Below are 21318 nucleotides of genomic sequence, written 5' to 3'. Positions count from 1 at the left end.
TGGCGAACCGTGAGAAAGATCTCACAACGTCTTAATTTATAAACTTATTTTGATTATTCATACCATTATTCAAGCGCGATCACATTCGCTTGCGTATTCAAAGGCTAACTGTTTATGAGTATGACCCCGGCTACGGTCACAACACCATTAAATACCCTTACGTTCCCGCTGCACGGTGCAAGGCTTATCGAAGCGTCGGCGGGCACAGGTAAAACCTTCACCATTGCTGGTTTGTATTTGCGCCTGTTACTTGGGCATGGTGATGCAAAGTCACGTCATCAAGTGCCACTGACGGTCGATCAAATTCTAGTGGTTACTTTTACTGAAGCTGCCACTGCAGAGCTTCGTGACCGTATTCGGCGGCGCATTCATGAGGCGCGTATTGCTTTTTCGCGCGGTTTCAGTGATGACCCTGTTATCAAACCGCTACTTGAGCAAACCAGTCATCACAAGCAAGCGGCGCAAATATTACTGCAAGCGGAACGGCAGATGGATGAAGCGGCAGTCTATACCATTCACGGCTTTTGCCAGCGTATGCTCACCCAAAATGCGTTTGAATCGGGCAGCCGTTTTAATAACGAATTTGTGACCGATGAAAGCCATCTAAAAGCGCAAGTGGTCGCGGATTATTGGCGTCGTCAGTTCTATCCGTTGTCGATTCAGCTTGCTGCGGAAGTGCGCCGTTTATGGTCATCACCAGCGGCGCTGCTTGAAAAAATCAGTGGCTATTTAACTGGCTCGGCGCTAACGCTCTCTGTTGAAGCGATGAGTGGAGATTTAAGCGCGCTTTATCAATCGTGCTTGTCACGCATAGAGTCGCTAAAAAAGCAGTGGCTTGATTCATGCGATGATTTACCGCCATGCATTGAAGCTTCAGATTTGCATGCAGCAACCAAGAAAGCGTTGCTGAAACGGCTAGAAGGGTTAGCGTTGTGGGCAAGCAACCCGCAGCATGAATTGAACCTACCGTGCGAATTACAAGAGTTTGCACAAAGCGCGTTGGAGGCTAAGTCGAAAAAAGGTCAACCCCCGCAACATGCGCTGTTCACGACCATTGAGCTCTTTTTGCAACAACCCATCAGCTTAGAAGCGCCGCTGCTGGCGCACGCTATTACTTATTGCCGAGCCATGCTTGCCAAAGCGAAAGCACAAAAGCAGTGGTTATCGTTTGATGATTTGCTCACTCAGCTTTCTGCCGCGATAGATAATGATGAGCTGGGCATACTGACTGAGCGGATTCGCAGCCTTTACCCCGTTGCGATGATCGATGAATTCCAAGATACCGATCCACTGCAATACAGTATTTTTAGCCGTATTTATCTGCCTAAGGCTGAATGCGGTTTGTTTATGATTGGCGACCCCAAACAAGCGATTTACGCGTTTCGTGGTGCAGACATTTTTACCTACATCAAAGCGCGTAAACAGGTGAGCGCACACTACACCTTGGGGACCAACTGGCGTTCTAGCGCGAATATGGTCAATGCCGTCAATCAGATTTTTAGTACGCCTGATAGTGCTTTTATCTACGACCAAGACATTCCCTTTTTACCCGTTGAAGCCAGCCCAAATGCGCAGCAGCGTCAATGGTGGCTTAACGGAACCGTACAACCTGCGCTCACCTATTGGCTGCAAGAAGCGCAAGACAGCCCGTTGCCAAAAGGCGAATACCTGCAATGCATGGCCAAAGCGTGCGCCAGCCAAATTCAGACAATTTTGAGCGCCGCGCAGCATCAACAAGCGTACTTTGATACTGCTAAAGGGCAAAAGAGCGTGCAAGCCGGTGACATCGCGGTCTTAGTGCGGACGGGTAATGAAGGTCGTATGGTGAAAGAGGCGCTCGCCACGCAAGGCATTGCCAGTGTTTATCTCTCGAACCGCGATAGTGTTTTTAGCAGCGAGGTAGCACAAGATGTACAGCGTCTATTGCAAGCGGTACTGACTCCTGAACATGATCGCGCCTTGCGGGCTTGTTTGGCCTCACCACTTTTCTCTTTAGATGCTGCCAGCTTGGATGATTTAAACAACGACGAATCGGTATGGGAAAGCGCGGTTAACGAATTTAAACAGTATCGCCAATTGTGGCTTGAGCGCGGCGTGCTTCCTATGTTGCGCAGTGTGATGAGCAAACGTCACGTCGCTGAACGTTGGTTGGAAGAGCCGCAAGGTGAGCGCTCACTGACCGATTTTATGCACATCGGTGAGCTACTACAGCAAGCGCGACAAGAGATTGATAGCGATCACGGTTTGCTGCGTTGGCTAGCACAAGCCATCAGTGACGCCGAGCATGGCCTAGGGAGCCGTGATGATCAAATTCAACGTTTGGAATCCGAACGCAACTTGGTGCAGATCGTCACCATTCACAAATCGAAAGGTTTGGAATACGACTTAGTGTTTCTGCCGTTTGTGGCCAGCTATCGCGAGGCAAGTGAAGGCAAATATCATGATGCCGTGAATGAGGAAACGGTGCTGGATATTACCGCCAGTGAAGCTTCTCTCAAGCAAGCAGATAAAGAGCGGCTTGCGGAAGATCTGCGCTTGATTTATGTAGCGCTGACTCGTGCTGTGTATGGCTGTTTTATCGGCATTGCGCCGCTGCGTAATGGCCGCTCCACCAAAGAGCCAACCGGTGTGCATTTAAGTGCCATTGGCTATCTGCTGCAAAATGGTCAAGCCGCAGGCATTGCCGATCTTAACGCTGCGTTGCACGCTCAATCCAATCAATACATTCGTGTTTCTGAGCCACCAGCCGAGCAGCCAGAGCCGTTTAAAGCGCTGAGCGTCGAGACGCCGGTATTGAGTGCCAAAACACTGCAAGCGCAGATTGACCGTTTTTGGCGAATGACCAGCTATTCTGGGTTGGTAAAACAAGGTGTGAAACACGCTAGCCACGACGCGAGTTTAGAAGTCTCAGGCTTTGATATCGACTCTGCTGATGAGCAAGCGGAAGCTTTACTGGTTGAGCCAGAACGTTCCATTTTTACTTTTCCACGCGGTGCAACGCCCGGTACTTTTTTGCATTCTCTCTTTGAGGAGGTCGAGTTTACTGAGCCTGCGAGCAGCGATGCTAACCAAAAAGTGATACTGGATTTACTGGTGCGAGAACAAATCGATATTGAATGGTTACCAGTATTACAAACGCTGGTCGATACCGTGTTACAGACACCTTTAGATGGCAAAACGTTGCGTTTGAACCAAAAAACCTCCACTCAGCGTTTGGTTGAAATGGAATTTCTATTACCGATAGAAGTACTGAGCGCTCCTGCATTGAACCGTGTCATTCAACGCCATGATCCACTGTCGGCCAAAGCCGGAGATCTTGGTTTTTACACTGTGCAGGGCATGCTGAAGGGCTTTATTGATTTGCTGTTTGAGCATCAAGGAAAGTATTACGTGCTGGACTGGAAATCGAATCATTTGGGGGATGATGTGAGCGCCTATCATGGCGATCGTTTGAAAGCGGCGATGGCAGAGCATCGCTATGATTTACAATATCAACTCTACGCATTAGCGCTGCATCGATTCTTACGCAGTCGTCTAGAAAACTATGACTACCATCACCATTTTGGCGGAGTCTATTATCTCTTTTTACGCGGCATGGATGGCGAGTCTGAGCATGGGATTTTCTCAACCAAACCGAGTTTTGAACTGCTTGATGAGATGGACAGATTGATTGATGGAGAAACCGTAGATACTCGCACGACCGATGCAGGGCAAATGGAGTTAGATTTATGAGCAGTACGCTAATGACAACGCTTAAGCAGTTAGCGGAAAAAGGCGCTATGCGTCAGTTGGATTACCAATTCGCGCGTTTTATCGAACAAAAAAGCCAGCAGCAACTTGGCGCTGAACATAGCCAAGCGCTCGGGTTTATTGCCGCGGTGGTCAGTGCTGAATTGGCCAAGGGGCATATCTGCTTACCTTTAGTGGACGCTTCAACGGCGCAGGGTGTCGACCTCGCAGCTAAGTTAGGCTTGTTTGGTGAGGCTGCATTGGCGGTCAATCAGCACCTATTGGCGATTGATTGGCCTTGGCTACTCAACCGTTCAGACTTAGTCGGACAACAAGGGGAAGCGGTGCCTTTAATGTTTGATGGGCAACGTTTATATCTACACCGTTACTGGCATTATGAAGTTACCTTAGCACAGCGTTTAATCAGCTTTGGGACACCCATGAGCCTAAAGCCTACTGATGTCCAAAAGCTAAAATTGCTGCTCGATACACTGTTTGCGCGTCAATACCACTTTCTGCTCCATGCGCTTCGCCAATTGCCAGAGACAGCCAATGCATCAGCACGCCAGCAACAAGTGTGTGATTTTCTGGATGTGGTCAACGCCGATGAACTTAATTGGAATGAGATTGATCAAGTCATTAGCCAAGCACGTACGGTGAAAGAACTCGAAGCATTAGAGACGCTGATCCCGCAAAGCGTTTGCATCAACTGGCAAAAAGTCGCAGCGGCAGTGGCACTGACACGCCGCTTTGCCGTTATTTCTGGTGGGCCTGGAACCGGGAAAACCACCACGGTTACCAAATTACTAGCCGCTTTGATTACCCAAGCCCAACAGCAAGGTGAGACGCCCACCATTAAATTGGTCGCACCAACGGGTAAAGCTGCGGCACGTTTAACGGAATCGATCGGTAAAGCGGTGGCTGAACTGGCGGTTGAGCCGGCGTTGAAAGCGGCGATTCCCACCGAGTCGAGCACTCTTCACCGTTTATTGGGCGTCATACCTAACAGTGTTGAGTTTCGTCACCATCAGCGTAACCCGCTGCATTTGGATATATTGGTGGTTGATGAAGCATCGATGGTCGATTTACCGATGATGGTCAAGTTAATCGAGGCATTACCCAAACACGCGCGCTTGATTTTACTGGGTGATAAAGACCAACTTGCGTCAGTCGAAGCGGGCGCTGTGCTGGGGGACATTTGTTCATTTTTGATCTTAGGCTACAGCCGAGCGCACAGCGAACACTTAGCCAAGTTAACGGGTTATCAAACCTTGATTACTCATTCACACCCTAACGCAACCCCGATTTCAGACAGTTTATGCATGCTGCAAAAAAGCTACCGCTTTGATGTCCGATCAGGCATCGGTCAATTAGCAAAAGCGATCAATGCTGGGCAAGTGGCTATGGTGGATGAGGTGTTAAAACGTAATTATGCTGATATTACGCACCACTCACTCAGCAGTGAAAGCTATAACCTAATGCTGAAAACCTTAGTTAAGGAGTATGGCCGTTATCTCACGCGCATCGAGAGTTCTGGTGCTTATACTGCGGAAACTCAAGCCCAAAAAGCCAAAGCCGTATTGGATTGCTTTAATCAATGCCGTTTGCTTTGCGCTATTCGTGAAGGGGATTTTGGGGTAAGTGGTTTGAATCAACGTATTGAACGTGCGCTGGTCGCACGTAAGTTGATCAATACTCAAGATGAGATTTGGTATCACGGCCGACCCGTGATGGTGGCGCGTAACGATCATGGGCTGGGTTTGTATAATGGTGATATCGGCATATGCATGCTTGATACGAGCGAGCAAGAACCGCGTTTGAAAGTGTATTTTGAGCTGCCAGATGGCAGCGTGAAAGCTATTTTACCAAGCCGCGTACCAGAGCACGAAACAGCCTATGCGATGACCATCCATAAATCACAAGGCAGTGAGTTTGATCTAACACTGATGATTTTACCGCCTGATTTTAGCCCGATATTGACCAGAGAGCTTATCTATACTGGCATTACGCGCGCCAAGAAGCAGTTGATGCTTTTTGCTGACATGGGAACGATGAAACGAGGGCTCAAGATAAAAACGCAGCGAGCCAGCGGCTTAGTTACGAGATTAGACAAGAGACTAGCGTAAATCAGCAACTGGAATAAACGAGTTTGAGCAGTCCCCACACAGTTTGAAGTTTACATGGTATGTTGAATTCATTCCGTTGTTTAGGGGAAGCTCAATTAATGATTTGGTGTGCTGCTATGCGAAAGCATGAGTAAAAGAGATGTTTCTGATTTTATAACGATCTTGCGAGCTGAGTATAAAGACTCGTAGCTTGTCGTTAACGGGAAATACGCAATGCACATGTTGGCCTTCAAGGAATTGGTTATCAGCCATATCCCAAAAGCTTTGAAGTGAGTTACAAATAACAGTTTTCATAGAATTTTTGCTCTTAAGTACGTGTCGTAGTAAAAGCAATCCGTGCAAGCCGACCTACTGGTATCTGACCAATCGGTATAAAGCCAAGTTCCTGTGTTGTTCATTAAATGTACATCATTAATGATGTCGGCGGATTCTACACATAATATTAAGTTAAATAAAGCGCTTATTTTGTATACAAAATAATGAAAACGTTTGCACTTGAACAAAGATAAACTATTCACCATAACTTAACGAATAAATACAATATCCTGACGTTAGAGCGTCAGTACTAAAATTTTTGAACGGCGTTGATAGTTGTACAAACTCTGTTTAGTTATCGGTAACGATTCCACACCGACTTCATAAAAACCTTGTTCTCTAAACCAATGCAAACTGTGCGTTGTCAAAACAAAGAGGCGATCTAAACGCATCGATTTTGCTTGTTGCTTCATGTGATTGAGTAACAATAAACCGCGGTTGCCGTCCCGATACTCCTGGTGAATAGCGACACACGCCATTTCTGCCATGCCCTCTTCTGGGTAAGGGTAAAGTGCGGCGCAACCAATCAATAAGCCATCTTTATCAATAATCGTGAATTTGTGGATCTCTTGCTCTAACTGCTCACGTGAACGCCGTACTAATATTCCTTGTTCTTCTAACGGGCGGATTAAATCGAAAATTCCGCCGATATCATCGATCTGTGCCTGACGGACTTGTTCGGCACTTGCCATGACAATCTGAGTACCGATCCCGTCAAAAGAGAACAACTCTTGGATCAAAGCACCATCTTGTTTGTAACTGACTAAGTGACTACGTGGCACACCTGCGCGGCACGCTGAAACGGCGGCTCGCAGAAAGCGTGAGGTACCTGAGCTATTATCCTGAACTTGGTCGGTATCTGCTTCAATACGCTGCATTATCCGTTCAACATCAGATGGGAACAGTTCAGCAATTGCGTTGCCTTGCTCATCGATAATGCCTTGCTCTGAGCAAAAACCGATCAGCTTATCTGCTTTTAGGCGTATTGCGACTTGTGTGGCTACTTCTTCAGAGAGCAAATTAAAACATTCGCCAGTGACGGAACTCGCAATAGGCCCCAGTAGCACGATCGAACCTTGGTCAAGCATACGGTTGATGCCTTCAATATCAATACGGCGAATGCGGCCACTGTGGCAATAATCGACACCATCATCTATACCTAATGGTTGAGAGATAACAAAATTACCACTAACGATATTGAGCTGAGTTCCTGCCATTGGCGTGTTATTTAAGCTCATTGAAAGGCGTGCTGTGATAGCGAGTTGGAGCTGCCCCGCGGCTTGCATGACTAAGCTGAGCGCTTCCTCATCAGTGACCCGAATGCCTTTGTGATAAGGAGTGGAGCAATGATGTGTCGCCAGAATTTGATTGATTTGTGGGCGAGCACCGTGCACCAAAACAATTTTGACACCAAGGCTATGCAGCAGTGCGAGATCGCTGATGATATTAGCGAAATTTTTATCGGCAATCGCTTCACCGCCGAGCATGATCACCATGGTTTTACCACGGTGAGCGTTAACATAGGGAGCAGATTGTCTAAATCCTTTAACGAGAGCTGTACTGCGAATTTTCACTCTGAGAGTACCTTGGTGTTTAAATATGTTCAAATAATGACTTTTTATTCACGTGTCGGCAAGTGGTTTTTTGAGTTTGGTGCAATTATTCAATCGCCGATTTTATCTCTGATTTAGGACACGTTAGACTGCTTGCCAATAAAGGCGAAATATGGCCAAAACCAACGAGTTAAGTCGCATGAAAATGACAAAAAACGTAGGCCTTACGGCTACGCCTCAGTTCACAAACTTGCGAAGACGTAAGTACATTGAACGAGGCTTGATGCTGGTTGTGATGATTGGCTTGCTTTCCGTAGCGTCGCTATACGGTGATCTCTTTACTCGGTTGGAAAACTATTTTTCGCCAAAGGATGAGGTGTATGGGGTTTGGGTTGAGCAGTATGTTGCCCCTTATTCAGCCAAACGAATTGAATTGGGGAAAGCAGGCGTGATCAGTAGCGGCCGAGTACTCACCACTTCATTTGAGTTTGATGGTCATTTTTTAGAATACCAGATTGGTGATACGAGCTATCGTTACAAAATGCGTGATGATAACAATACCGAAATGACACAAATGTCGTCGTCGCACTACAATCCAACCTTCCGATTGTCAGGAAAATACCAAAAAAACCTCCGTTAACAATTCGCTGATTGCGGTTTAGGCGCGAGTTTGTCATGCTTTTAGCAACTCAAATAACGGATAACTTCTGTGATTAAGCAAATTTTCCCTCTTGCGGCAGTACTGCTGCTGTTTGGTTGTGCGCAACCGACCGACCGTGCTCAGCAATATTTGGATGGTGATTTCTCTAAAGCGCTCAACAGAGTAGACACGGTGCAGTCCAATACGCCACGTGACTTTACGCAATTTCCCAAACAGAGCGAACAAGTGGTGACTCGCTCGGCGTCGATGGCAGCGATTTATCAACCTTTGTATCAACAGATCAGTGAATGGATTTTGCAAAGTGGTGATCCACAAGATTTGGCGAATTTTGGAATACAAGCGGCGCAGCTTGGTGGTGGCGATAAAAAAGGTAATGTGCTTTTCACTGGCTATTTTTCTCCGGTAATGGAGCTTCGCCATCAACCGGATGAAATATTCAAATATCCCGTATTTGGTTTGCCTGAATGTTCGGCCGATTGCCCAACGCGTGCGCAAATTTATGATGGTGCGTTAGCTGAAAAAGGGCTTGAGTTAGGTTATGCGGCGAACCTGATTGACCCTTTCATTATGGAGGTGCAAGGCAGTGGTTTTGTGCATTTTGAAGATGACGATACGCTTGAGTACTTCGCTTACGCGGGTAAGAATAACAAAGCCTACATCAGTATTGGCAAAGTCTTGATTGAACGAGGTGAAGTGACACGAGAGAAAATGTCACTCAAAGCGATCAAGGAATGGGTGCTAGCCAATGATGAACCGACGGTGAGAGAGCTGCTAGAGCAAAATCCTTCCTATGTCTTTTTTGCGCCCAAAGCGGCAGCCCCTGTCACTGGCTCTGCCGGTATTCCACTCCTGCCGATGGCCTCGGTGGCCGGAGATCGTTCCATCTTTCCAATGGGCACACCTATTTTAGCAGAAGTGCCGCTGCTTAACGCCGATGGTACATGGAGTGGCGCTCATCAGTTGCGAATGTTGATTGTGCTAGATACGGGCGGCGCGGTAAAAGATAACCACCTCGATCTGTACCATGGCATGGGCGAGCGCGCCGGAACGGAAGCTGGGCATTACAAACATTTTGGTCGCGTTTGGAAGCTGGGGTTAGAAAACTCAGCCACACAAGCGCCTTGGGCATTGCCGCCTGAAAAGCTACAATAGTGACACAGGTTTCGACCTAGACTTTTAAATAAAGAGTGCGTATAAATCGCACTCTTTATTTTTCTATCGCTTTCAATCGGACTTTTAATTATGCGTGAACTCGATACCCCCGCTTCAGATAGCTACAACCAACGCTTCGGAGGCACTCGTCGCCTTTATGGAAATCGTGAGGTTGAAATACTGCGTGCTGCGCATGTGTGTGTGATTGGTATCGGTGGCGTTGGCTCGTGGGCAGTCGAAGCATTGGCGCGCACCGGCATTGGCGAGTTAACGCTGATTGATATGGACGATGTGTGCGTCACCAACATCAACCGTCAAATCCATGCGATGAGCGGTACGATTGGGCAAAGTAAGATTGAAGTGATGGCCGAGCGGGTCAAGCTCATCAACCCTGAGTGTGTGGTGCACTTAATTGATGACTTTATCACGCCAGATAACCAGCACCGCTATTTGAGTCAAACGTTCGATTACGTGCTCGATGCGATAGACAGTTTGAAAGCGAAAGCTTCACTACTGGCTTATTGCCGTAGCAATAAAATTAAAGTGATTACCGTTGGTGGTGCGGGTGGTCAAGTTGACCCAACTCAAATCAAGGTCGCGGATTTAACCAAAACGATTCAAGACCCATTGGCAAAAAAACTCAAAGATACGCTTCGTCATCGCCATAATTTCCCTGTAAACCCTGCGCGTAAGTTTGGTATCGATTGCGTGTTCTCGACAGAGCAGCTCAAATATCCGCAAGCCGATGGCAGTGTGTGCGCGGTGAAATCAACCGCAGAAGGGCCAAAGCGGATGGATTGCGCCAGCGGATTTGGCGCTGCGACGGTTGTTACCGCAACTTTTGGTTTTGTTGCCGTAGCGCGCATTGTTGAAAAGTTAATTCAGAAACATAAGGTGTAACGTTAATGACTCCTTTTCCTGCCTCCCCCTTTGGTCGTGAGATTGGCGCCGATGACATTGTGGCGACCATGCAAAATTTTACTGGTTGGGAAGATCGCTACCGACAAGTTATCTTGTGGGGGAAATTATTGCCCGCGATGCCTGATGCTTTGAAATCGCAGCAAGTCAGTGTTGCAGGCTGCGAGAGTCAAGTATGGTTAGTGGGGCAGGAGTACCAAGGAATATGCTCTTTCTGTGCCGATTCGGATGCGCGGATTGTGCGTGGTTTAATTGCTTTAGTCCTTGCTGCGTACAACGGCAAGACCTACGCACAAATTCAAGCGTTTGATGTGGATGCTTATTTTGAAAAAATAGGCTTGATTGCTCATTTAAGTCCTTCTCGTGGTAATGGCCTTAAAGCCATTGTCGATAAGATAAAAAATATCGATCCAAGCTGAGCATCTCCCCCTTTTGATGAAAGGGGGAATTATTACAGCATATCAACCGCTTTAGTAATGGCGGCGATCAACTGTTCAACCTCTTGTTCGGTATTGTAAATACCAAACGAAATTCTCACGGTGCCAGTTAATCCGAGCGCATCCATTAATGGGTGAGCGCAGTGATGGCCAGAGCGAACCGCGATGCCTTGCTGATCGAGTAAGGTGGCTATGTCTTGATGATGAACGCCATCCATCACAAAACTGAGAATACTGGCATTCGGTTGATAGCCGATCACGCGAATATCATCGAGCTGCTGCAGAGCTTGATAAGTGCGTGCTTGCAATCTATGCAGGTGAGTTTCTACGGCCGTTCGATTGCAGTTTTGTAACCATTCGATTGCTTTGGCAAGGGCTATCGCCCCTGCGACATTCGGTGTGCCTGCTTCAAATTTCCCCGGCAGTTCGGCAAATGTTGTACCTTCAAACGAGACTTTTTCTACCATCTTGCCGCCGCCATGCCATGGAGGCATTGTTTCAAGCAGCGATAATTTTCCGTACAGAACGCCAATGCCAGCGGGAGCGTAAAGCTTGTGCCCAGAAAAGAGATAAAAGTCGGCGTCGAGTTCGCGCACGTTGACGGTTTCATGAACAATTCCTTGCGCGCCATCAATCACGACCACAGCGCCGACTTGGTGCGCCAGTTTAATCGCAGTTTCAATCGGTTGGCGCGTGCCCGTCACGTTGGTGGTATGGGCTAGGGCGACAATTTTGGTTTTATTCGATAGTCGTGCTTGAAAAGCCTCAAGATCAAAGTGGCACTCTGGCGTGATGGGGACTTTGACGACACTTGCTCCGGTTTGAGCCGCGACGATTTGCCAAGGCACTATATTGGCGTGGTGTTCCATTTCACTGACCAGAATCTCATCACCGGCTTGCAATGTATTACGTGCGTAAGTCTGCGCGATCAGGTTGATCGCTTCGGTCGCTCCGCGAGTCCAAATAATCTCTTTACGAGATGATGCGCCAATAAATTGAGCCATAGTGTCACGCGCCGCTTCAAAATCGCTGGTCGCTTTGGCCGTTAAGCGATGGCTACCACGATGTACATTGGCATTTTGCGTACTGTAGTAATGACTAATGGCATCTATCACCACTTGTGGCTTTTGCGTGGTAGCGGCGCTGTCTAGATAAATCAGAGTTTCGCCATCCACGGCTTGATTGAGTGCGGGGAATTGATCGCGAATGGTCTGCACGTCAAACATTATTGCTCACCTAACTTGTGATAATTCAATGCTGCCAGTGTCACCATTGGCTGTGCAACTGACCATGCGTGTGCTTTACCTGAGAGTGATATGATGATCTCCATCGCGAACTCAAGTGCTGTTCCCGGCCCTTGGCTGGTGATTAATTGATGGTTTGTATCGATGGTTACGCGTTGATCTCGCCATAAATCAGTGGGGATATGATCGCGAAAAGCCGGGTGCCCTGTCATGATCGCTTGCGGGAAAAACTGATGATGTTGCAAAACTAAGGCTGGCGTGGCACAAATAGCCGCCAACCATCGACCATGGTTATGCTGTTGCTTGAGCATTTCGATTAGCACTGGATTGTCACGAAAGATCTCAGCGCCTCCAACGCCACCGGGCAGCGCAATCACGTCAAACTCTTCATCGATCACATCCAGCAGTTTACAGTCTGCGGTTAATGTCACTCCGCGTGAGGCTTTCATCATCAATTGCCCGTCGAGATTAGCGCTGGCAACCACGACTTGATAGCCAGCTCTGACCATCATATCAATCACGGTGATCGCTTCCATCTCTTCGCAGCCTGTTGCTATCGGGACTAAAATTCGTTTACTCATTGGCTTTTCCAGCTGTGTTCTATCTGTTGAATAGCGTGATATAACTTACTATTTTCTGGTGTTGCGAGCTGATGTTGCTCTGCTTTCTTCAGTAAATAGCCCGTAATAAAGTCTATCTCAGTCTTACGTTGATAGAAAATATCTTGATGCATTGACGAATAATTCTCTGCTGTGGCTTGAATCACCTGCTTAACCTTAGCAAGCAGTGATGATTGAGTGATCGCAAAGCCTTCAGCGCTCATGACATCGGCGACTTCTGCAACAATATTTTCCAGCGGCCGTTGGAAGCGTTCATCGGCTAACTCACCATTGCGACATTGCTCTAATGCGGTGAGCGGGTTAATCGCGCAGTTAATTGCAAGCTTATGCCATAGTGCTTCTTCAATCGTGTTATTCCACATTACGTCTGGCAATGCATGCTGAAGTACATCCACTAGAAACTGACACTGCTTGCCTTGGGCGTTGTAAGCCCCTAATTGAGTTACGCCTTTGCCAGCATGCAACACTTGATTCATTGATGGCTTGAGTGCACCGTGCGTGGTGGTTGAAAGCACAATAGGAAAGTCATTCAGTTGATCCTGCATCGAATCAAGCGCGCCCATGCCGTTGTGCATAAATAGCAAAATGGTGTCACGATTGAGTGTATTCAGCAGCGGAGTGAGCGCCTGCTCGACTTGCCAAGCTTTAACGGTAATCAGTAAGAGATCGGCATGGCAGAGCGCGCTGTGATCATTACAGGGTAGGGTAATAGATGCCTGTTTATCTAAAGCAATGGAAAGTGAAGATTGAGCTTGTCTGCCCCATAATGAAACGCGGTGTCCAGCTTCATGCAGCTTTGTCGCCCAAAGCAACCCAACCGCGCCCGGCCCAAGCACGACGATATTCATAACACCTCTCCATTGTTGACTTTGCGCCAAGGATAATGAGGTAGAAATGGAAAGCAATAAAAATGGCGCTCGAGAGCGCCATTTAGCTAAAAACTTAGGTTCGATTAGAACTTGTAAGTCACAGCTAGGTAGTGACCAAAGCCAGTTGACTTGAAGCCATCAGTATCTTTGATACCGTAGATATCTTTGTAACCTTTTAGACCGTAACCCACAGCAAAGCGGTCTGAGTGCCAGTAGATACCGTTAAACATAGCACCGCCATCGCTAGATGTTGCGTATCCTTTACCTGTTTCCATACCAAATTGGTAATCGATGTAACCTTGGTAAGAGATAAATGAGCCGTTTTCAAAGAAGTAGAAAGGCTTGAACCAGTTGGTTGAGATTTGGAAACCATTCCAATCTTTCTTATTTGAATCGTAAGTACCGTACAGGTTTAAACCTACTTTACCTAGCCAAGGCACATTCACATCAGAGCCAAGGCCCACTTTTTGAGTGTTAACGCCAGAGTTACCACCCCATTCCATTAGTGTAGAGACATACAACTCTTGCACTGGCCCGAAAGACAAATCTTTACCTGTAAGTGCATCTAGTGACATACGAGGTGCAAATTTCATAAAGATTTTTTCGGCACCTTCTTTGTCACTGCTTGGGTTGCTTAGCAGGTTAAAGATATCAACGTAACCGTACAGATCAAAAATCCCTGAGCGGCCGCCAAATTCCATCTCTAAGTAATCATGCGATGACTCACCTGGTAATTCATCGATTGCAGCCATTAGGTTAAATTGCATCCATTTGTAATCGTTTTTATGGATGTCGCCATCTGAATAGTCAGCGGCCATAACTGGAGCAGAAGTTGCAGCCATTAGGCCTAGAGCTAGAAGTGATTTACGCATAAGGGGGACTCTCTATGTTTTGTCATAATTCAGCACACGTATATTTCTGATGTGCGTTCAATTGGCCCGAATAATAACGATAAAAATCTCAATTAAAAGTGATTGCGAATGCAAAAGTGAACAAACTTAGTGACTGTGGTCACGTTAATGAATATTTGCTCGGAACTAAATTAATATTTCGTTCGCTTGCATCTTTAATGTGATTTTAATCACTTAAACGTTTGCTTTAGTATTGTTTTATGCAAATCGATAAACCAACATTTTTAGTTAGTGATCGTTTTGTAATCTTCAACGTATTTATTGACGGGCATGATGAAGAGTGATGAATGATGAAGAAATTGATGCTGTTTCCTTTAGCTTCAATCGTTTTACCAGAAGGGAAAATGAAGCTACGGATCTTTGAATCAAGGTATAAGAGGATGGTCACTCAATCCAGTCAGTCTGACTCTACATTTGGGATTTGTTTGATTGATAATAAAAAAGGCAATAAAGCAAATCAGTTATCTAAATTTGGGATGTTGGTTAGGATTGTTGATTTTGAAGCGCTCGACAATGGGATGTTAGGATTAACCGTGATGGGAATGGAGCGCTTTAAAATAGAGTCAGTAGTGAGCGAATTTGATGGCCTGCGAGTTGCTCAGGTCACGTCATTGCCCAGTTGGCCAGTAAGAGATTTAGAACCTCACGAATGGTATTTAAGCCACCAGCTACAAGCGGTTTATCAGCAATTCCCTCAGCTTGGCGAGCTCTATTCGCACTGTTTTTTTGATGATGCCAGTTGGGTGGCGCAGCGATGGCTAGAGCTGCTCCCTATCTCGATTCAACAATTTGATGATTTAATGAGGCAGGATGACGCGCACAGTGCGGTTGACTTTTTATTGCAGGTAATCGAAGTCTCACACTAACTTTGAAAGCGTGCAGTAAACTTAAACGAGAAGTCGCTCTGTAGTAGTGGCTCTGCATAAAAAAGAATACGACGAGTGATCGATGTATGCATTACTCACGTATAAAGGTTTATGGCTACTGTATGCCAATAACAACGGTTACTCCTAAAGGAAGAGCGCAGCATGAGCAGTGATTCTCAGCATAGTGTGTCGCTAAGCCCAAGCTACACCAAGCAAGACTGGGCTGAATGCATGGAACGTGTCAAGCAACGTGATAAGCAGGCGTTTGCCTTAGTGTTTCGTTATTTCTCTCCTCGTTTACAACAGTTTGCGTTTAAGCATGTAGGCAGTGAGCAAGTGGCGTTAGAAATGGTGCAAGAAACCATGGCCACGGTGTGGCAGAAATCGCATCTATTCGATAACCGAAAAAGTTCGCTTTCGACGTGGGTTTACACGATTGCACGCAATTTGTGTTTTGATCTCCTGCGTAAGCAGCGCGGACGAGAGTTACATGTTTATGCCGATGATATTTGGCCAACTGACTACTGCCCACCTGATTTGGTTGAACATTATTGTCCTGAACATGACATGTTAAAAGAGCAAATATTAAAGTTTGTGGCGTTGTTGCCTGAAGCTCAGCAAGCCATTGTGAAGGCGGTGTATCTTGAAGAACTGCCCCAGCAGCAGGTTGCGGAGATGTTCAATATTCCTCTCGGTACTGTCAAATCGCGTTTACGACTAGCCGTTGAAAAACTTAGACATTCTATTCAAGCGGAGCAATTATGAGCCACCATCCAAGCAACGAAGTACTGCAGCAGTATGCCAATGGTTCAATTGATGCGGCGCATGGCATTATGATTGCCACTCACCTTGAACTCTGTACTCAGTGTCGTCAACAGGTTCAATACTTAGAAACTCGGGCCGCCGAAGCATTGCTGAGCCAATCGTTGCCGCAACAAAGAATGGCCGTTTCTAATGATGATCATTTAAACCAGATGTTTGAAACGATCACGGCGCTGGATACTCTACACCCATCGACCTTGCGTAAGCCTGAGCCGATAGAAATTAAAGTCAATGATCGCGTTGTGATGCTGCCTAGTACACTGAGCCAACTGATTCGTTTCAAAGGCGAGTGGCGCAGCTATGGTGGTAAAGTTTTTAGTGCCCACCTAGATATTGCTGAAGACTCTCGCATGAACCTGATGTACATCAATCACAACGTGCAGATCCCTCAGCATACACACAAAGGGGTTGAGTCGACCTTGGTGCTCCATGGTGGTTTCAGTGATGAAGATGGACATTATCAAGTGGGTGATTTCATTCAAAGAGATGCGAGTATTAAACACAGCCCTTTTACCAAAGTGGATGAAGATTGTTTATGCTTAACGGTGCTAACTGAGCCGATGCTGTTTACGCAAGGTGTTGCGAGAGTGTTTAACTTATTTGGTAAAGGTCTCTATCCGTAGTCTATAGCGGGCACATCAAATTAAAAAAGGTCGTATTGTACGACCTTTTTTTCATCTAACGCTTATCAATGCCTTGCTTGGCAATATCATCGATGTCTCTCTGCCGAGCTTTTTGCAGTAAATCAGCAAAATAATGGCGCAGTGAGTAGAGCATGATAAGGCTTGGTACTACCATCAGTGCAGTAATAATAAAGAACAGTGACCAATTATTGAGATAGTCGACCAGCTCTCCGCTAAAAGAGGCCAACGTGGTGCGGCCAAAGTTTCCTAGAGAGGCCAATAGCGCATATTGCGTTGCTGAAAATGCCTGCCCTGTTAACACAGTAAGAAACGAAACAAAGGCCACGGTGGAAAACGCAGTGGTAAAGTTATCGACAATAATGGTCGCCAAGAACAGATGCTCATTAGGGCCAACTTGAGCGATCCACGAAAACATCAAATTACTGGCAGACATCGCGATGCCACCAATCATCAAGCCGCGAACAATACCAAATCGCACGTTAAACATACTGCCAATCAAAGTGAAGAACAGGGTTGCTCCCCAACCAATTAACTTCGAGTAGTGACCAATTTGTTCGTTGCTAAAGCCAATTTCTTTGTAAAATGGAATCGACATTCGGCCAAGAAAAGCTTCGCCAATCTTGAATAAAAAAACAAACAACAGCAGGGTTAGTGCTACTTGCGCGCCATTGCGTTTGAAGAAATCGAGAAATGGTTCGATTACGGTAACGGTGAACCACGCGACGACTTTCGAACCAACTACCTGATTGTGCCGCAGCTCCGCTTGATGCTGTAGCGCTTCGCGATGTGTTTTTGGTTCGCCCACCAAGAGCGTGAAAAGCATTAACAGCCCGACACAGAGTGCCATGCCATAATAAACGGCATTCCAACCGATACTATCGGCGTTTACAAAAGCGAGATAGCCCGGCAGAGAATATCCAGTCCACCACCCCATGATGGCCATGGCGGAGGCTTGTGGCAGCTTATTGGCTTGTGATTTGGGGAAAGTATCGATACGAAAAGCATCAATCGCGATATCTTGAGTGGCAGAAGCGATCGCAATGCCCAAGGCAAGCATTGAGGTAAACATCAAATTTTGGGCTGGATTGACACCCGCAATCAGCAACGTACAGATCAAAATGATCGATTGGCACAAAAATACCCAACTGCGGCGTTGACCTAATAATGGCGTCAGAATGGGTAATTTGACGCGATCCACCAATGGGGCCCATAGAAAATTAATCGCGTAAACTGCGAAGACACTGCCAAAATAACCAATTGCAGCGGTGGTTAAGCCTGCATCTTTTAGCCATCCTGACATATTTGAACCAATCAAAACCCACGGAAAACCGCTCGAACACCCCATCATAAATACCCACAATAGGCGTTTATCAAGATAGCTACGGATAGTTTCCATCCAAGTGAGAGAGGAGGAGGTTGATGGCATACAGCGAATCCTTGTCAGTAAAGCAGCTTAGGTCGAAAGGCGACCCAATAAAATCAAACGCCGATAAATCGGCGTTGGTATGGTTATTGTTCTAGTGTGACATTCGTAATAACGATTGGTTCGATGGGGACGTCTTGCATTTGTCCTTTCGTGCTGGTCGGTTGTTGAGCCATTTTTTGCACAACATCAAACCCTTGCGTGACTTTACCAAAGACTGCATAACCCGGTGGGCGAGCGTTGTAGTTGAGAAAATCATTATCGACCAAGTTAATAAAGAATTGGCGAGTAGCTGAGTTAGGATCATTGGTACGGGCCATTGCGATCGTCGCGGTGTCATTGGTCAACCCATTGCTCGCTTCATTTTTGATGGGAGCGTAAGTGGTGAGTTGTTTTAAATCCGCATCAAATCCGCCGCCTTGTGCCATAAACCCTGGGATAACGCGGTGGAACTGGCTGCCAACATAACTGCCATCTTCAACATATTTTACGAAGTTTGCGACAGTCGTTGGCGCTTTCTCTGTATTAAGTTCAACAGTAAATGACCCTAAGTTCGTCTCAATTAGGACGTTGGGCGCCGAAAACGCAGTGCAACTGACGAGCGCTAATGTCGTAACGAGAGAACGTAACATTAAAAGCGCTCCTGTAAATAACCATTAAGTTCGCTGTCATTGGCAATTTCTTTAAGTACCAAGTTCATGACATCGTTGAGTACCATTTCAATCTCATCATTTGAAGCGCTGAGTGTACCGGAACGTTTTGCCGTTCCGTTGAACGTTTTCACCAATTTGCCTTTTGGTGTTTCCGCGGTAATTTCAAGCGTGACACTGCCATCCATTTCATTCGACATGACGCTGTGTTTTACCGTCACTAGTGCTTCTGCAATTTCAACGGTGACATTGTTTTCGCTGTTCACTGTTAAGCGATAGCCTTGAGAGCTAAATTGTTCTGCCAGCGCATTCTCAACCGCAATGCGAACATTTTGTTTGGCATGAATTGGCTCAATATTAGAGCGGCCACTATCCACTAAAGCCACATATTGCGCCGATCGAATATCTTTGCTAACCAGAGTAAAGGCTTTATTGTTGACGACCGTATTTTTGCTGGTCGTTGCAGTAGGCATAAAGTTGATTTGCTGTTGCTGAGGTGCGGCACAAGCGGTGAGTAATGCGATTGAGGCTGCGAGAACCAGTTTTTTCATGGTCATTTCCTTTCTTATCCTTGCCTATTTAGTTGCTTGTAAGATAACAAATTTATGGTTGGTCGCGACAGTTTTTACCTGCTCTTGGCCAAATAATCTTGCTAGTTTTACATCGTAGCCGAGGTGGCGATTGCCGATCACTAATAATCGTCCCCCTTTTTTAAGAACATGCTTTGCATCACAGAACATCTGCCAAGCAATGTGATCCGTGATAGCTTGTTGTTGATGGAATGGTGGGTTGCACAATACTAAACAGCTACTCTCTTGTTGAAAACCATCTAAGCAGTTATTCGCAATGCATTGAATATTGCGATCTTCTCCTAAATTCTCCAGCAAATTTAGCTTTGCAGACTCGACGGCCATCAAGCTTTCATCAACGCAGGTCATTCGTACTTGAGGATTGAGTTGGCCCATCTTGATTGATAACACCCCGTTGCCGCATCCAAGGTCGATGATGTGCTGTAACTTAGGATCTTGTGGAAGATGCTGTAGAAAAAAGCGTGCGCCGAGATCCAATCCCTCACCTGAGTAGACATTCGGCAGATTTTTTAGACGGATGGATTCGCTTTCTACGGCCCATTCAGTTATAGGTTCCACCGTTTCAATCGGTGATACGTTCGGTGCTGAAAAAATGAGGCGGTGTTTTTTCCATGCAAGAGAAGTGCTTGTTGAACCTAAATACTTTTCAAATAAGTTTAAGGTTGATGTGTGGATCTCTTTCGCTTTGTTGACCGCTATCACAGGGCAATCTTGGGCAAGGGACTGACGGAGTTGGCTTAATTGCCAAACCAAGTGGCGATTGCTCTTGGGCAATTGAAAAAGCACCAGATCGACCGATTCAGGGATGGCATCCATTGTTGAGAGCAATTGCACGTTGCGGCACTGATTGCGCTGAAGATTGTTTAACGTACCTTGTTGCGAAATAAAAGAGTCGCTCATCATGGTGACGTGATGCTTATCTGCAAACCAACACGATAGAGCGCCAAAGTGATCGTTTAAAATAAGGATGCGTTTGCCTATTGCTAAATTCAACGCTTCAATATGATTAATCACATATTCATCGCCCGCATCCCAAGCTTGTAATGTTTCGTTTGAATGATGTGGGAAACGGTGCAAGCTCAACGTTCGATCATGCAGTGCCAACTCTGTTTTCATAATTTTTTATAGGTCGTAGTGAGAATTACGGATGCATTGTCTCAAATGGCGTAGAAACAAGGAACCAAAACCTTTCGCTATTCTATAAGGCTAGTTAAACTTAAATCTCTTTACACTCGTATATGTTCTCATGCTCTTATTTGAGGAAGAAAGGCAACGGTATGATCCAACCCATAATCGAACAAAAATTGCATCAAGCATTTCACCCTGATTATTTGAAAGTCGAAAATGAAAGCTACATGCACAATGTGCCTTCAGGATCGGAAAGCCATTTTAAAGTCATTGTGGTGAGTGACAGTTTTGAAGGAATGCGTTTGATTGGCCGTCACCGACAGGTTAACCAAGTGTTGGCAGAAGAGTTAGCGAACCACATTCATGCACTCTCGATTCATACCTACACACCACAAGAGTGGCAGGCGCAAATTAGTGGCGTACCTGATAGTCCTATGTGTATGGGCGGTGGAAAATAACTCGTTCAGAGCCGTCTGAATATGCTGTTCTCTTGTTCTGTTTTTGAGCGGAATGTTAACAGTATTTAAACAAATTGACGAGATGAACAAGTTGAGAGAAATTGTTTTAGGTAGTGAATAAAAATAAATACTCATAAGGGGTAAGGAATAGGTTATTTGTGCGATGCTTCAAAGTTATGACTATTCGCTAGCCTTTATGATT

The 21318-nt window shown here is 46.1% G+C and carries 20 protein-coding genes; 10 read left to right on the top strand and 10 right to left on the bottom strand.

What is annotated here, in order from left to right; genetic code table 11:
- Positions 1 to 114 precede the first annotated feature (114 nt).
- A complete protein-coding gene (gene recB / locus AACT42_RS09115) occupies positions 115 to 3732 on the top strand; it encodes an exodeoxyribonuclease V subunit beta (protein ID WP_094132514.1) in 3618 nt (1205 codons plus the stop codon).
- A complete protein-coding gene (gene recD, locus AACT42_RS09110) occupies positions 3729 to 5855 on the top strand; it encodes an exodeoxyribonuclease V subunit alpha (protein ID WP_094132512.1) in 2127 nt (708 codons plus the stop codon). The genes recB and recD overlap by 4 nt, the downstream gene beginning before the upstream one ends.
- 114 nt (positions 5856 to 5969) lie before the next feature.
- On the opposite strand, the gene AACT42_RS09105 is transcribed toward recD, so the two are convergent.
- Together AACT42_RS09105 and argA are read right to left on the bottom strand one after the other, a co-directional pair.
- Complete coding sequence (locus AACT42_RS09105; RefSeq protein ID WP_013856153.1) at positions 5970 to 6149, bottom strand: hypothetical protein; 180 nt, start codon at positions 6147 to 6149, stop codon at positions 5970 to 5972.
- Positions 6150 to 6406: 257 nt separating this feature from the next.
- A complete protein-coding gene (gene argA / locus AACT42_RS09100) occupies positions 6407 to 7744 on the bottom strand; it encodes an amino-acid N-acetyltransferase (RefSeq protein WP_026027647.1) in 1338 nt (445 codons plus the stop codon).
- Positions 7745 to 7895: 151 nt separating this feature from the next.
- Here argA and AACT42_RS09095 point away from each other — a divergent pair, with 151 nt between their 5' ends.
- The 4 genes from AACT42_RS09095 (at position 7896) to csdE (ending at position 10873) form a co-directional block, all read left to right on the top strand.
- Positions 7896 to 8363 carry a DUF2850 domain-containing protein gene (locus AACT42_RS09095; RefSeq protein ID WP_013856155.1) on the top strand — a complete coding sequence of 156 codons (468 nt, stop codon included), beginning with the start codon at positions 7896 to 7898 and terminating at the stop codon, positions 8361 to 8363.
- Positions 8364 to 8432: 69 nt separating this feature from the next.
- The gene (gene mltA / locus AACT42_RS09090; protein ID WP_094132509.1) at positions 8433 to 9536 is read left to right on the top strand and encodes a murein transglycosylase A; all 1104 of its coding nucleotides are present in this window, start codon (positions 8433 to 8435) and stop codon (positions 9534 to 9536) included.
- A 90-nt stretch (positions 9537 to 9626) separates the two neighbouring features.
- Complete coding sequence (gene tcdA / locus AACT42_RS09085; RefSeq protein WP_094132507.1) at positions 9627 to 10436, top strand: tRNA cyclic N6-threonylcarbamoyladenosine(37) synthase TcdA; 810 nt, start codon at positions 9627 to 9629, stop codon at positions 10434 to 10436.
- Between the two features lie 5 nt (positions 10437 to 10441).
- Complete coding sequence (gene csdE, locus AACT42_RS09080; protein ID WP_094132505.1) at positions 10442 to 10873, top strand: cysteine desulfurase sulfur acceptor subunit CsdE; 432 nt, start codon at positions 10442 to 10444, stop codon at positions 10871 to 10873.
- Between the two features lie 32 nt (positions 10874 to 10905).
- Here the strand turns inward: csdE and csdA are convergent, their stop codons facing one another.
- The 4 genes from csdA to AACT42_RS09060 form a co-directional block, all read right to left on the bottom strand.
- Positions 10906 to 12117, bottom strand: a complete 1212-nt coding sequence (gene csdA, locus AACT42_RS09075) for a cysteine desulfurase CsdA (protein ID WP_094132503.1) — start codon at positions 12115 to 12117, stop codon at positions 10906 to 10908.
- Positions 12117 to 12716 carry a DJ-1 family glyoxalase III gene (locus AACT42_RS09070; RefSeq protein ID WP_094132501.1) on the bottom strand — a complete coding sequence of 200 codons (600 nt, stop codon included), beginning with the start codon at positions 12714 to 12716 and terminating at the stop codon, positions 12117 to 12119. The genes csdA and AACT42_RS09070 overlap by 1 nt, the downstream gene beginning before the upstream one ends.
- Positions 12713 to 13603 (bottom strand): 2-dehydropantoate 2-reductase, encoded by an 891-nt coding sequence (panE, locus tag AACT42_RS09065; RefSeq protein ID WP_094132499.1) that lies wholly within the window; start codon positions 13601 to 13603, stop codon positions 12713 to 12715. Before panE ends, AACT42_RS09070 begins: the two co-directional genes overlap by 4 nt.
- Positions 13604 to 13707: 104 nt before the next feature.
- Positions 13708 to 14496: a nucleoside-specific channel-forming Tsx family protein gene (locus AACT42_RS09060; protein ID WP_081245439.1), complete on the bottom strand. Its 789-nt coding sequence runs from the start codon at positions 14494 to 14496 to the stop codon at positions 13708 to 13710.
- 329 nt (positions 14497 to 14825) lie between these two features.
- Here AACT42_RS09060 and AACT42_RS09055 point away from each other — a divergent pair, with 329 nt between their 5' ends.
- The 3 genes from AACT42_RS09055 (at position 14826) to AACT42_RS09045 (ending at position 16846) form a co-directional block, all read left to right on the top strand.
- Positions 14826 to 15401 carry an LON peptidase substrate-binding domain-containing protein gene (locus tag AACT42_RS09055; protein ID WP_176429077.1) on the top strand — a complete coding sequence of 192 codons (576 nt, stop codon included), beginning with the start codon at positions 14826 to 14828 and terminating at the stop codon, positions 15399 to 15401.
- A 162-nt stretch (positions 15402 to 15563) separates the two neighbouring features.
- On the top strand, positions 15564 to 16166 hold the full coding sequence (locus tag AACT42_RS09050) for an RNA polymerase sigma factor (protein ID WP_094132495.1): 603 nt from the start codon (positions 15564 to 15566) through the stop codon (positions 16164 to 16166).
- The gene (locus AACT42_RS09045) at positions 16163 to 16846 is read left to right on the top strand and encodes a ChrR family anti-sigma-E factor (protein ID WP_017044032.1); all 684 of its coding nucleotides are present in this window, start codon (positions 16163 to 16165) and stop codon (positions 16844 to 16846) included. Before AACT42_RS09050 ends, AACT42_RS09045 begins: the two co-directional genes overlap by 4 nt.
- A 55-nt stretch (positions 16847 to 16901) precedes the next feature.
- Here the strand turns inward: AACT42_RS09045 and AACT42_RS09040 are convergent, their stop codons facing one another.
- The 4 genes from AACT42_RS09040 to AACT42_RS09025 all read right to left on the bottom strand — a co-directional run bounded on the left by AACT42_RS09040 (position 16902) and on the right by AACT42_RS09025 (position 20646).
- Positions 16902 to 18293 (bottom strand): AmpG family muropeptide MFS transporter, encoded by a 1392-nt coding sequence (locus AACT42_RS09040; RefSeq protein WP_026029152.1) that lies wholly within the window; start codon positions 18291 to 18293, stop codon positions 16902 to 16904.
- A gap of 83 nt (positions 18294 to 18376) precedes the next feature.
- Positions 18377 to 18922 (bottom strand): peptidylprolyl isomerase, encoded by a 546-nt coding sequence (locus AACT42_RS09035; protein ID WP_094132493.1) that lies wholly within the window; start codon positions 18920 to 18922, stop codon positions 18377 to 18379.
- Positions 18922 to 19491, bottom strand: a complete 570-nt coding sequence (locus AACT42_RS09030; RefSeq protein ID WP_094132491.1) for a YajG family lipoprotein — start codon at positions 19489 to 19491, stop codon at positions 18922 to 18924. Before AACT42_RS09030 ends, AACT42_RS09035 begins: the two co-directional genes overlap by 1 nt.
- A gap of 24 nt (positions 19492 to 19515) precedes the next feature.
- On the bottom strand, positions 19516 to 20646 hold the full coding sequence (locus tag AACT42_RS09025) for a methyltransferase (RefSeq protein WP_094132489.1): 1131 nt from the start codon (positions 20644 to 20646) through the stop codon (positions 19516 to 19518).
- A gap of 161 nt (positions 20647 to 20807) precedes the next feature.
- Here AACT42_RS09025 and AACT42_RS09020 point away from each other — a divergent pair, with 161 nt between their 5' ends.
- Positions 20808 to 21116: a BolA family protein gene (locus AACT42_RS09020; RefSeq protein ID WP_026027643.1), complete on the top strand. Its 309-nt coding sequence runs from the start codon at positions 20808 to 20810 to the stop codon at positions 21114 to 21116.
- Positions 21117 to 21318 lie beyond the last annotated feature (202 nt).

The organism is Vibrio sp. V15_P4S5T153, assembly GCF_963874485.1.
GTDB lineage: Bacteria > Pseudomonadota > Gammaproteobacteria > Enterobacterales > Vibrionaceae > Vibrio > Vibrio anguillarum.
Note: the sequence above shows the minus strand (reverse complement) of the source record. Positions and strands in the feature narration are given on the sequence as shown.

Coding starts and splice junctions, on each gene's coding strand:
- recB (WP_094132514.1), top strand. CDS start 115: ATGAGTATGACCCCGGCTACGGTCACAACACCATTAAATACCCTTACG.
- recD (WP_094132512.1), top strand. CDS start 3,729: ATGAGCAGTACGCTAATGACAACGCTTAAGCAGTTAGCGGAAAAAGGC.
- AACT42_RS09105 (WP_013856153.1), bottom strand. CDS start 6,149: ATGAAAACTGTTATTTGTAACTCACTTCAAAGCTTTTGGGATATGGCT.
- AACT42_RS09095 (WP_013856155.1), top strand. CDS start 7,896: ATGGCCAAAACCAACGAGTTAAGTCGCATGAAAATGACAAAAAACGTA.
- tcdA (WP_094132507.1), top strand. CDS start 9,627: ATGCGTGAACTCGATACCCCCGCTTCAGATAGCTACAACCAACGCTTC.
- csdE (WP_094132505.1), top strand. CDS start 10,442: ATGACTCCTTTTCCTGCCTCCCCCTTTGGTCGTGAGATTGGCGCCGAT.
- csdA (WP_094132503.1), bottom strand. CDS start 12,117: ATGTTTGACGTGCAGACCATTCGCGATCAATTCCCCGCACTCAATCAA.
- AACT42_RS09070 (WP_094132501.1), bottom strand. CDS start 12,716: ATGAGTAAACGAATTTTAGTCCCGATAGCAACAGGCTGCGAAGAGATG.
- panE (WP_094132499.1), bottom strand. CDS start 13,603: ATGAATATCGTCGTGCTTGGGCCGGGCGCGGTTGGGTTGCTTTGGGCG.
- AACT42_RS09060 (WP_081245439.1), bottom strand. CDS start 14,496: ATGCGTAAATCACTTCTAGCTCTAGGCCTAATGGCTGCAACTTCTGCT.
- AACT42_RS09055 (WP_176429077.1), top strand. CDS start 14,826: ATGAAGAAATTGATGCTGTTTCCTTTAGCTTCAATCGTTTTACCAGAA.
- AACT42_RS09050 (WP_094132495.1), top strand. CDS start 15,564: ATGAGCAGTGATTCTCAGCATAGTGTGTCGCTAAGCCCAAGCTACACC.
- AACT42_RS09045 (WP_017044032.1), top strand. CDS start 16,163: ATGAGCCACCATCCAAGCAACGAAGTACTGCAGCAGTATGCCAATGGT.
- AACT42_RS09040 (WP_026029152.1), bottom strand. CDS start 18,293: ATGCCATCAACCTCCTCCTCTCTCACTTGGATGGAAACTATCCGTAGC.
- AACT42_RS09035 (WP_094132493.1), bottom strand. CDS start 18,922: ATGTTACGTTCTCTCGTTACGACATTAGCGCTCGTCAGTTGCACTGCG.
- AACT42_RS09030 (WP_094132491.1), bottom strand. CDS start 19,491: ATGAAAAAACTGGTTCTCGCAGCCTCAATCGCATTACTCACCGCTTGT.
- AACT42_RS09025 (WP_094132489.1), bottom strand. CDS start 20,646: ATGAAAACAGAGTTGGCACTGCATGATCGAACGTTGAGCTTGCACCGT.
- AACT42_RS09020 (WP_026027643.1), top strand. CDS start 20,808: ATGATCCAACCCATAATCGAACAAAAATTGCATCAAGCATTTCACCCT.